Consider the following 11,834-nt stretch of genomic DNA (forward strand, 5'->3'; position numbering starts at 1 on the left):
TGTTTATTTTAGTTTTCCTTTATTTTTTTTGAAAATTAAAGGTATAAAATAAATTTAACAATATAGAGTTAAGTACTTTATTTTTAGAAAGTTAAGTCCATTTTTAGAATAGTTTAACAGCATTTAAACAGGACTTCTTTTTTGATGTTAACAAGAAAAATAGAAAATAGCATTTACTTATTAGACAATGCTTATTTGTCTGTGAAAAACAATTTTCATAAAAGTCTATAATTATAAAAAACCATCTAAATTCATTTTAGATGGTTTTTAAATTAGAGTCACAAATTTTATTAAACAATAAATAAATTTGCTATCGAAACCGTTTCCTGAGTTGATAGCGGCTCGTCAAATGATTCTGTGCCAGCATCAACACCAAATAAAGCTGCCGTATTAAAGCCTGCTTGATTTGTATTTTCCTCTCCATTATATACAGCTTGGGCCTGTACTGGTAAACCGCCACGATCATTGCGAATAATCCATCCTTTTTGTCCGCGTAATCGTCTTACTTCAGAGGCGTGACGTGCTTCAACTGAATGAATCTGTAAAGCTGCAGACAGCAAATCAGGTGTTGAAATTAAATTTCCGGCTTGACCTTTATAGGCTCGTACGCCAGTATCTTCAAAAGCTTGTGCCAATGCTAAAAATGTCGCATAATCACTAAAGGGTTGAAAAAGTCCGCCAACGGTAAAGTCAAATGTCGGTTTTACAACAACATTCGGGCTTCCAGGGCCACCGAGTGCGTTTATTAAAAACGTAACATGATCTGTTTCATGGTCTGATATTTGCATAAAAACTTTTTCATCTCTTCCGCCAGTAGGGATAACTCCCGATTGTAATCCTAGGAGATAATATTCTTTTTCCAGGTATTCTAATGTCAGAGCAAGTTGTAGAGCACCAGTTGGGGTGCTTGGCGTTGGGCTGATGTCCGCAGCATAGGCAGAACTGGTAAATGTTGACAATCCAAATGGAATAGATGCCAAAGCTAAATTTTTTCCCAACTGACCAAATTGTCCAAAACTTTCTCTTCTGGAGCCTTTACTTTGCATTAAATCTTCATTAGCAAAAGACTCTATAAATTTTAATATGTTCATAATTTCTATTTTTAAATGTTAATTGTTAATTGTTTACGGTAAGTATAATGCAGTGAATGGAGTTGTAATAAATCCATCAGCAATGGCGAGGACTTCCGAAGGATTTTTCTTAACATCCAGGCCAGTTGTAGGATCTACTACATCATCACCCGCAAAATCTTTGGAATTGGGATTAATTAAACTTCTGATCGCAGAAGCATGTCTCGCTTCTACCGAAACTATTTTTCCAGCTAACAGCAAATATTCAGGATTTGTGATTAATCTTCCCGCACCATTATATGCTGCAACTCCAGTATCCTCTAATGCTTTAGCTGTAGCTAAAACCTGACTTCGACTACTAAAATTTAAACCGCCATAATCAAAGGCTAATTCAGGAAGTAATTGTTTTTTTGGGTTTGGAAGTGCTGCGTTTAAGGTCGCTTTAAAGAATTCTCTGTGTATGACTTCATGATAGTACAAATCAGTCAACACCTGCTGATCTTCGGGGGTAAAATTTGTTGTAAATCCACTAGCATTTACGACTTTAGTATAAAAATCGGCTTCTAATTGTTCCAGAGCATAGGCATAGGTTAATATTCCTAAATCATTTCCTCCTAAATCAAATACACCACCTTTTATCCCAGGAAAATGACCTCCACCAAATCTTGATGTTAAGCTGCTATCATTAGGGCTAAGCATACTGTCATCATCTTTAGTGCAGCCGGCTAATAATAAGCCTGTACCCACAATAGTGAGTCCACTGATTTTGAGAAATTTCCTCCTGTCTGTCAAGGAAGGGTCTACTTTTTGAATTTTAACTACATTTTTCATAATTTAAACAATTAAAAGGTTAACAATAAAATTAATTAATCATGTAGTAGGTGTTTTAGTTTTGGGAAGATTATTAAAACTTAAATAATTAAAACAGTCCAACGGGTTAGAAATATAATTATTTATATAAGTTTAAATTTATGTGATTGGTTATTGATTTATAATTCGTTTATTTTTCATCTGTTTTTTTCATATTCTTCATGACTTCCTCTTTAGTCAATCCAGTAGTATTTATATCGGCATCTGCAGTGTTTTCCTGCACTACAAAAGTTAATTTTTGCATATACATTGGATTACCTCCATTCATTTTTTCTTTTACAATATCTCCATATGCTTTTCGTGCCTCTTCAACAGATTTTTTACCCATAATTATATCATTAGCTAAATTTAACGCTAAGAAATTATTTCCTTCAAGATCGCAGCGTGCACTCATAGTTCCTTGCGTACGGTCAAAAGTTACACTTCCATCGAATTTACCAAGCTCGTCCATTATATCTACCGGCACTTTATAATGTATGGTGGTTTGCATCATATCAGTATGCTCAATTGGAAAACTGTGTTTACTTTCTTTTTTTTCAACGCAGATTTTTTTCCAAACACCTTTTTTCAACCAAATTAATTCGTTATTCGTAACACCGTCAGGTTTGCCATATTTGTCCGTGATTTCTTTTACCGCCATTCTCGAAGCTTCTGGCCAGTTTTTTACATCGGGCATCATCATTGCATTTTTAGATTTAGTCATTTTGTCCTGTGCCGATAAATTTCCTAATCCTGATAAGAGAATCAGTAAAAAAATTGCTACTGTGTTTTTCATCTCTAGTATTTTTAAATTGTTTATAAATGTTATCTTAAAATCTGAAATACTTACGTTTAATTTTAACTGAGGTAGGTTTATAACTTCCTGTACTGACGTATAAAAATATTATTATGCATAGGTTACTTTAGAACTGGTAACGGTTCTCCAATTTGTAAATAACAAATCATTACCGCAATGCGATAATTTTGTATACTTATGTTTTGCTAAGCTCGATCTGGGGTTTTCAAGCGTTTTTTTCTTCTGTTTAAAAATTATCAATTGTCAGACAAAAGTTCAAATTTTACATGAACTTATTTTTAGCTCATCTCAAATTCCACTTATTCTAACGAAGTTTTTTTTGAAAATTAAAATTACGAAAATTATAACATATGTATGTACTTGACTGTCAAAATATTAATAAAAATTTAACAAACGTTTAATTGTGTATTCGTTTGATTTTCAATGAAATATGTTTTAAAACAAAAAAACACAGTATAAAATGGTAACTACCTCAAAACTAAGGTCTAACTTTTTAAGGCAAAAATTAATTATGGGTTGTTCTTTTGTTAATATTTTGTCTGTAAACAGTATGTTATTTTGTAGGTATTCTTTTAACGGGCTTTAATATTTTGTAAAAGTTTTGATTAAAAAAGGCCCCACAAGTATATAGGTGCATGATTGTGAGGTCTGAGTAAAATTATCTATGAAAATGCAGGCTCGCACGTTTCCAAAGCAAATCGTGGCGTTATAACCCACTTAAATCAATTTTATTCATAACAATAATCGGTAGGCTATTATTTTTACACGACATTAAAATGCGGTTAGAGTGTTGTCAGATTGTTTTAATCTGGCATGTATGTACATTTAAAAAAAATCTTTTCGGAAGCCCGCAACGTTTTACAAACCCTGATGATCATAAATGGTAATGAATGCTGTTACTTAAATAATATGATTTAGTTAACAGCGTTTATATGAGAACAGGATAAGGAAAAAAAAAGGCTGCCCGATTAGGAGGGCACTGAAAAAGTCTCGCTAGAAAAAATTCCTACAAAATCTTGATGGGAAAACGGAATAAACGCTCTGAGAATCGCTTAATCAAGTTTGAAAACTTTTAAGTATGAAAATATAGCAAAGAGAAGGGCTTAAACTGATTTAAAGTTTAAGCCCTTTTATTTATAGGTAGTTTTTCAGTGCCCTCCTATAGTACAAGAGCCTCTTTTGAGATTTTTATTTCTTGCATTTATTAAGGTTTTTTTACCGTATTCATTTGAAGTGTTACAGCAGTTTGTGCCAGCAATCTTCCATTAATTGTTGCCTCTGTCTGTAAATTGATACCGGTCATTCCTAATATGTTTCCTTCAAAATGACTACTGGTGCCACATGTAACAGCATCTGAAACGACCCAGAAAATATTTTTAGCTTGTACTCCTCCTGTTAATGTCATTCTAACAGCAGAACTTAATTTAAGGGTTCCTGCTACTTGGAAAATAAAAACATCAGTTGAACTGCCTGAAATAGTTATATCAGTTGGAATGTTAAGTGCAGTTGTCCATTTGTATAAACCTGGTGTAAGTGTTTTTCCGCCAATATTCCCTGCACCTAAATTTAGAAAATCAGGGTTAGTTCTTCCGGCAGCATCAGTGTATGCTGTTTGCATATCCCCAACTCCTGCTGTTAATTTTGTCGCATTAGTTACACTGCAAGGAAGTGGTCCTGCTGCATCAACAGTATATATGGTTCCTATTACTTCTGTACATCTAACTAATATAGCGGCGCCGGTTATTGGGCTTGAGCCAACATCACCTGTAATGGTTGATTTATATACATCGGTAATTCCTGTTTTTGACAAGATAGCAAAGTCTCCAGCAATACCAAGATTTACTCCAGTCAGTGAACTAATTTTTGAGTCTGTATTATAAGTTTCATTAACTGCATATATATCAGAAGCTGAACGATCTGATTTTCCAACTGCAGCTGTATCAGAGGTTAAGTCCTCTGCTATTTCGTTAGTGCAACTAGACATAAAAACTACAAGTAGTGCCGCTAGAGTAGGCAATGCATATTTAAATTTCATAACTTCGTTTGTTTAATTAGTGACGTAATTATCACAAAACAAAGATGAACCCTTGATTTTTAAATATGTTATACTATTACTGACAAAAGTTATAGCATTAAGCCCCTTATTAGAAAAAAAGAATTATTTAATATCAGAAACCGTATCCGTAGGCTCTTGATCCTGAAGATTAATAGTGCTGGATTTGTGTAAATCGGGCTCCGTTATATTTGTCAGATACAGTATTATTCGTATGTTTTTTTAGTTAACTCAATAATTTTATTAAATAATAGTTCTTCATGAATGGGTTTAGCGATATAATCATTCATTTCCACGGCTTTACATTTCTCCAAGTCAACTGTTGTAACATCGGCAGTCAAGGCAATAATAGGTATATTTAAATTCAAAGTTTTACGAATGTATTTTGTGGCTTCAAATCCATTCATTATAGGCATTTGCAAGTCCATTAAAATAATATCATAGGATTTGGTTTGTAGCATTTCGATTGCAATTTTTCCGTTTTCAGCAATGTCACGTTCAAAGCCAAAATCATCCAATATTGTTTTCATCAATAGCTGGTTAAGTGGTATATCTTCTACAACTAATACTTTAATGTTTTTTTGAGATATATGTGTTTCGTCTGAATTAATTTCTAATTCAGTAGGGATTTTTGTTTTCTGGAAAGGCAAAGTAAAACTAAAAGTAGACCCTTCATTAATTTTACTTTTGACACGAATATTTCCTCCTTGGGATGTTACTAGCTGCTTCACAATAGCCAGTCCCAAGCCAGTCCCACCATAAAGACTCGAAGCTCCATTAGCAGCTTGCTGAAAATTTTCAAATATTAAATCAATGTTGTCCTCAGGAATGCCTATTCCGCTATCGGTAACTGCAAATTCTATAATTACTTTTTCTTCATCTTCAAATAATAAATTAATATTCACCTCAATTTTTCCTTCGGAAGTAAATTTCACGGCATTGCTTACTAAATTCAAAATAATCTGGTGTAATCGAATAGAATCTCCTAAGAGAACATCAGGTATTTTTATGTCATAATTTGTGACTAATTTTAAATTTTTTTCTTGAATTTTTGTTTCAAATAATTGAAGCATTGAAGCTATGGAAACGGCCATTTTGAATGGTTTTTTTTCAAAAGTCATTTTACCGGCATCTACTTTTGCTAAATCGAGTATGTCATTAATCAATGCAATTAAGGTATCACCACTCAATTTGATTGCATTTAAATATTCTTTTTGTTTATCTGACAAATCGGTTTTTAAGATCACTTTGGTAAATCCAATAATTGCATTCATAGGAGTCCGGATTTCATGACTCATGTTTGACAAAAATTGTTGTTTTGCTTTCATCGCATCTTCAGCAATTCGTGTGGCTTCTTCGGCTTTACTTTTTGCTTCTTCCGCTATCAAAGTGGCCAACTCTGCAAATACTTTTGCTTCTATTAATTCGGATTCAATTCTTTTCTGATCCGTTATATCTCTGGCAACAATAACCACACCGAGCACATTTCCATTATCATCTTTGTAGACCGATCCATTTAATAATACATCCGTTAATTTACCACTTTTATGACGCAGTCTGAGCGGTGAATTGGTAATAAAACCTCTGGCGAATACTTGCTGATAAACAGCACGGGCTTTTTCTGGTTCCGTAAAATATCCAAAAAAATCAGACCCTTTTAATTTTTCACGGGATATCCCTGTAATAGTCACGGTTGCCTGATTCATGTCAGTAATTTTTCCTTCATTACTTATCGTTGTCAATGGATCAAGACTTGCTTCAATAAGACTAAGCGAATATTTTTCTTTAAGATAATAACGAGAACGATCTGTTATGTCTTCAATGGCAAGAAGAACTAATTGTTCTTTATTTGTTTTTTGAATAATTAAATGAGCGTTAAGCAACATTATTTTTTCTCCAATTGCAGAAAAGGTGTGGGTCACTTCAAAATTTTCGAAACTATTATTTTTGGAAATGATTTCATTTAGTTCCTCACGAAGTTTTGGAATATTCCATTGTTTATCTCCTAAATCAAATAATAATTTCCCTTCGGTTTCTTCTTTATCAACCAAGAATTTTTTATAAAAAGATTTATTAGCTGATATTACATGAAAATTTTCATTCAAAATAAGCATTGGCTCATGAATAGTGGCAATAATTGCTTCTGAATATTCATGCGATTCTATTAACAAATCATGACGCATTTGTAATTCCTGATTAGTAGAAATAAGCTCTTCATTAGTGGCTTCAATTTCTTCTTTTGAGGTCTCAAGCTCTTCATTCAATGTTTGGAATTCTTCATTTGAGGAAACGATCTCCTCATTTGCGGCCTGCAATTCTTCATAAATAGTTTCTTGCGTTTCAATGATAACAATCATCTCAGAACGTGTAACATTCAGCTCCTCAGTTAATTTTTGTATTTTTAAGTCTTTAAGTGTGTGTTTTTTGTCAGAATCTGATTCAATAAATTTCTCGATTTGTTCCTGAGGTTTAAAAACAATCAGCAGCAGTGGTTCTTCCCAATCAATTTTTAAGGGGCAAACTTCAAAAGACATGAATCGTAAAACGGATTCTATTTTTATTTCAATACCGGATTTTGATACGCATTGCTTTGTTTCGATTGCTTTAGTAATAGCATTACGGAGTTCAAAAGCAAATTCTGGCCGGGCCATTTTTAAAATATTAAGACTGGCTTTACCGGAAGCATGCTCTAAGTAGGAGGATACCGGCCCTCTAAATTGAAGGATTTCCATATCCTTGTTGACGACTGCACAAGCAGGCATATAACTGGAAAGAAGCGTTGAATCAATTGCGTTTTCAAGATTTTCTTGGTTTACACTTATGTTTTTAGAAGGAGTATTTGTTTTTTTACTTGACATGTTTGTACGCGTAAAACGAGGTGTTAATTCAAGTATTTTTCTCACACCCAAATTATTTTTTCGAGAATAGATTTTGAATTTATTATTTATTAAAGTAAAAAGTTGAGATGAAGTCCCAATACTTTCGGCTTTACCAAGCATTAAATAACCTCCATCATTCAATGCAAAATGTAGGGATGCAAAGACTTTTTTCTGGGCGGCTGAATCGAAATAAATAAGAAGATTACAACAACTAACAAAATCCATACGCGAAAAAGGCGGGTCTCGTAAAATATTGTGAGGTGCAAATATGCACATTTCCCGGAGTTCTTTAATAATGCGATAATTGTCACCTACTTTAGTAAAAAAACGGGACAAATACTCTTTTGGAATAGAATCTAATTCACTTTGACTATATTCTCCTTTACGGGCATTATTGATTGCCTGTTCGCTTAGGTCAGTTGCAAAAATTTGTATCGGTATTTTGTTTGGTTTATTATCCTGCAGTTCGACTATAATCATTGCAATAGAATATGCTTCTTGTCCTGTAGAGCAGGCTGGAATCCATATTCGCATTGTTTCGTCAGAGGATTTGCTATTTAAAAGTTTTGCTAAGAGATCAGTTTTTAAAAATTGAAAGGTTTCTGTTTCCCTAAAAAAACTAGTTACATTAATTAATAAGTCTGTATAAAGAATTTCAATTTCGTTATTTTTTTTGAGCAAAAGTTTTACATACTCCTGTATTGTTTTTATTCCATATTGGTGCATTTTATGGTTTATGCGCCTTTTTATGGTCGGCATTTTATAGTGGCTGAAATCTACACCGGTTTCTTTGAGTAAAAGTTCAAAAATGGTATTTATATCGAAGTTATTATTTTGCACAACAACTTCTTTCTTTTTTTCGTCACCATCATTTCTGGGAAAACCATTTTTGCAGAGACGAACTAATTCGGAGGCAATTTCTTGTGGGGATAAAATATAATCCACAACTCCTGAAGAAATAGCAGATTTGGGCATACTGCTGGCTTGAGCCGTATCATCTTGTGCAAAAGTTATTCCTCCAGCATCTTTAATAGCTTTAAGTCCAATCATACCATCACTGGCATATCCGGAAAGTACTATGCCTATAACATTTTTTTTATGGGTTTCAGCCAGTGAGGAAAAGAGAAAGTCAATCGTGAGATTAGGAATGTTTTTTTTAATGCGGGGAAGCAATTGTATATGTCCGTTAATTACTTCAATAACTTTATTTGGTGGAATTACATAAATATTATTGGGTTCCATTTTTTCCATGTTATCAATTTCCTGCACTTTCATTTTAGTTATCTTAGATAAAATGGAAGTCAGTAAACTTTTATGATCAGGACTTAGGTGTTGGACATAAATATATGCCATACCGGTATCAGCAGGTAAATTTTTTAATAAAATGCTAAAAGCTTCGAGTCCTCCTGCCGAGGCACCAATGGCTACCACAGTAAAAGATTTTTTTGGGGCTTCTTTTTCCAGTGTTAATTTATTGGGCGTGGATTTTTTAGCTAATTTCATAATATTAAAGATGTATTATAATTTATAGGATTAACTACAATTTTTTGTTAAATCCAGGACTTCACGATACCTTATTGATAAAAAATGAGATAGAATATTTGTTTAAAAGTAAGAAAATATGTTTTATAAAATTAAAAATAGTAATGATTTATAAGTTATTACATAAATGGCTATGGAATGTGAACAGGTAACAGATTGACAACATTTATGGTATGGCATTTTTAATGATTTGAAATTCTTCTTCTAATTCGGTACATGCCTGCAAACAGACTTCTTCAAGTTGTTGCACCAAGTCATGTATTCCTCCATTTTTTTCTTTTGCTGTCGAAAATTCCTGAATTTTTTTTGCCATTTTTTCAAATTCCGGACTAATTCCCATTATTGAAAAAGATGGAATCATCTTATGTGCTGCGGCTCCTAATAATTGCCAATTTTGATCCTCTAAGCTTTGTTTTATTGTACTAATTAAAGGTGGAGTTTGTGCTAAATATAGCGAAATCATTTCCATCATTAATTTTGGATTTGATTTTGTTCTATGATTCAAATAAACTAAATCTATATATTTTATTTTTTTCGTTAAATTATTTTTTTGTTCTAAATTCTCAGTAACTTCTGCAAGTTTAGGTTTTGTTAAGAGGTTCACTATTTTACTATATAAGAGTCTTTCATCAACTGGTTTTGCAATATAATCGTTCATTCCTACTGCTTTACATTTAGCTAAATCAACTGTAGTAACATCAGCCGTTAAAGCAATAATAGGGATTTTTGAATTCATAGTATTCCGAATGTATTCTGTAGCTTCAAATCCATTCATTTCTGGCATTTGCAAGTCCATCAGAATGATATCATACTCTTTTTCTTTAAGTTTTTTAATAGCTATTTTACCATTTTCAGCAATGTCACGGTCAAATCCAAAATCATCTAGTAGTGTTTTCATGAGTAATTGATTGAGAGCAATATCTTCAACTACTAGTACTTTTATATTTTTCATTTCTGAATTTAACGCGATCAACTCATTTTCCAATTCTGCACCAGCATCAGTCTTTTGAAAAGGTAATGTGAAACTAAATGTGGAACCCTTGTTAATAGTACTTTTTACTCGAATACTACCTCCTTGTGGTTCTATTAATTGTTTTACAATAGCAAGTCCCAGCCCAGTTCCACCATACAATCGCGAAGTTTCGCTGGTTGCCTGTTGAAAATTTTCAAATATTGTTCCTATTATTTTCTCGGAGATTCCAATTCCAGTGTCAGTAACGGCAAATTCGAGAATTACTTGATAGTCGTTTTCATGCAATAAATCAACGCTGACAGTGATTTGTCCTTTAGCAGTAAATTTGACTGCATTACTAACTAAATTTAAAATAATTTGATGCAAACGGATAGGATCTCCTTCCAGAACATCAGGAATTTTATTGTCGTATTTTTTTACTAATTTTAAGTTTTTTTCCTGGATTTTTGTCTCAAATAAATGAAGCATGGCTGAAATGGAAGATTTCATTTTGAAAGGTGTTTTCTCAAATGTCATTTTACCTGCATCTACTTTTGCCAAATCTAGGATGTCGTTGATGAGCACAATTAAGGCATCGCCACTTATTTTTATTGCGTTTAAATATTCTTTTTGTTTATCTGTTATTTCTGTTCGGAGAACCACTTTTGTAAATCCGATGATTGCATTCATCGGTGTACGAATTTCATGGCTCATATTTGATAAGAATTGCTGTTTTGTTTTTACGGCATTTTCTGCATTTATTTTTGCTTCTTCTGCAATTTCGGTAGCTAATTCAGCAAAAATTTTAGCCTCATTTAATTCATTGGCGATTCTTTTTTGCTCAGTAACATCTCTAGCAACAATTACTACTCCCAGCACGTTTTCTTTATCGTCTTTATACACTGATCCATTAAATAATACATCAATTAATTTTCCTTTTTTATGACGAAGTATTAGTGGCGAATCAGAAACAGATCCTTTTTCGAATACTTTTTGATATACCTCGCGGGCCTCTTGTGGCTCAGTGAAATAATCAAAAAAATTGGTTCCAATTAATTTTTTACGTGATATACCGGTTACTTTTACCGATGCATTATTCATATCTGTTATTTTTCCTTTAGGGCTAATAGCAAATAATGGATCATGGCTGGCTTCAATAAGACTAAGTGAATATTCAGAAAGTAATTTTTGGGCAGTAAGATCGGTGTTAAGTTTTATCAATTGTTCTGCCTGAACTAATAATTCTTGATTTTTTTTATGCAAATCTACAAAAACAGCCACTTTTGCTTTTAATATTTCTGGTGAAAGCGGTTTGATCATATAATCAACAGCACCAGCCTGATAGCCTTTGGAAATTTGTATGGAATTATCCATACTGGCTGTTAAAAAGATTATCGGAACATGTTTAAGTTTTTCAATTTGGCGAATTAGTTCTACGGTTTCAAATCCATCCATCATCGGCATTTGCACGTCTATTAATATGATGGCAAAATCTTGTTGATGCAGCAGAATTTTTAAGGCTTCATTACCGGAATTTGCTTTTACGCATAAATAATTTTCGTCAGAAAGAATTACTTCTAAGGCAAATAAATTTTCGGGTAGATCATCTACCAATAAAATTTTAACAGGGCTATTTATTTTCATTTTCAATTTTAAAATAAAAGGTTGAATG

6 protein-coding genes are annotated in these 11,834 nt (G+C 32.8%); all 6 read right to left on the reverse strand.

Annotation, left to right across the window (positions count from 1 at the left end; translation table 11 throughout):
* Positions 1-290: 290 nt before the first annotated feature.
* Positions 291-1,091 (reverse strand): ferritin-like domain-containing protein, encoded by an 801-nt coding sequence (locus ACNQGD_RS12890; RefSeq protein WP_417995376.1) that lies wholly within the window; start codon positions 1,089-1,091, stop codon positions 291-293.
* A 33-nt stretch (positions 1,092-1,124) separates the two neighbouring features.
* Complete coding sequence (locus ACNQGD_RS12895) at positions 1,125-1,901, reverse strand: ferritin-like domain-containing protein (RefSeq protein WP_417995377.1); 777 nt, start codon at positions 1,899-1,901, stop codon at positions 1,125-1,127.
* 169 nt (positions 1,902-2,070) lie between these two features.
* Positions 2,071-2,715, reverse strand: coding sequence for a hypothetical protein (locus ACNQGD_RS12900; protein WP_417995378.1), 645 nt, complete (start codon positions 2,713-2,715; stop codon positions 2,071-2,073).
* A gap of 1,225 nt (positions 2,716-3,940) precedes the next feature.
* Positions 3,941-4,771, reverse strand: coding sequence for an ice-binding protein (locus ACNQGD_RS12905; protein WP_417999566.1), 831 nt, complete (start codon positions 4,769-4,771; stop codon positions 3,941-3,943).
* Positions 4,772-4,995: 224 nt separating this feature from the next.
* Positions 4,996-9,171, reverse strand: a complete 4,176-nt coding sequence (locus tag ACNQGD_RS12910; RefSeq protein ID WP_417997309.1) for a CheR family methyltransferase — start codon at positions 9,169-9,171, stop codon at positions 4,996-4,998.
* Positions 9,172-9,376: 205 nt separating this feature from the next.
* Positions 9,377-11,806, reverse strand: coding sequence for a response regulator (locus ACNQGD_RS12915; protein WP_417999567.1), 2,430 nt, complete (start codon positions 11,804-11,806; stop codon positions 9,377-9,379).
* Between the last annotated feature and the right edge of the window lie 28 nt (positions 11,807-11,834).

This window comes from Flavobacterium glucosi (assembly GCF_048286535.1).
Lineage (GTDB): Bacteria > Bacteroidota > Bacteroidia > Flavobacteriales > Flavobacteriaceae > Flavobacterium.

Bases quoted from the DNA above. Each gene is read 5' to 3' on its own strand.
- ACNQGD_RS12890 (WP_417995376.1), bottom strand. From the start codon at position 1,091: ATGAACATATTAAAATTTATAGAGTCTTTTGCTAATGAAGATTTAATG.
- ACNQGD_RS12895 (WP_417995377.1), bottom strand. From the start codon at position 1,901: ATGAAAAATGTAGTTAAAATTCAAAAAGTAGACCCTTCCTTGACAGAC.
- ACNQGD_RS12900 (WP_417995378.1), bottom strand. From the start codon at position 2,715: ATGAAAAACACAGTAGCAATTTTTTTACTGATTCTCTTATCAGGATTA.
- ACNQGD_RS12905 (WP_417999566.1), bottom strand. From the start codon at position 4,771: ATGAAATTTAAATATGCATTGCCTACTCTAGCGGCACTACTTGTAGTT.
- ACNQGD_RS12910 (WP_417997309.1), bottom strand. From the start codon at position 9,171: ATGAAATTAGCTAAAAAATCCACGCCCAATAAATTAACACTGGAAAAA.
- ACNQGD_RS12915 (WP_417999567.1), bottom strand. From the start codon at position 11,806: ATGAAAATAAATAGCCCTGTTAAAATTTTATTGGTAGATGATCTACCC.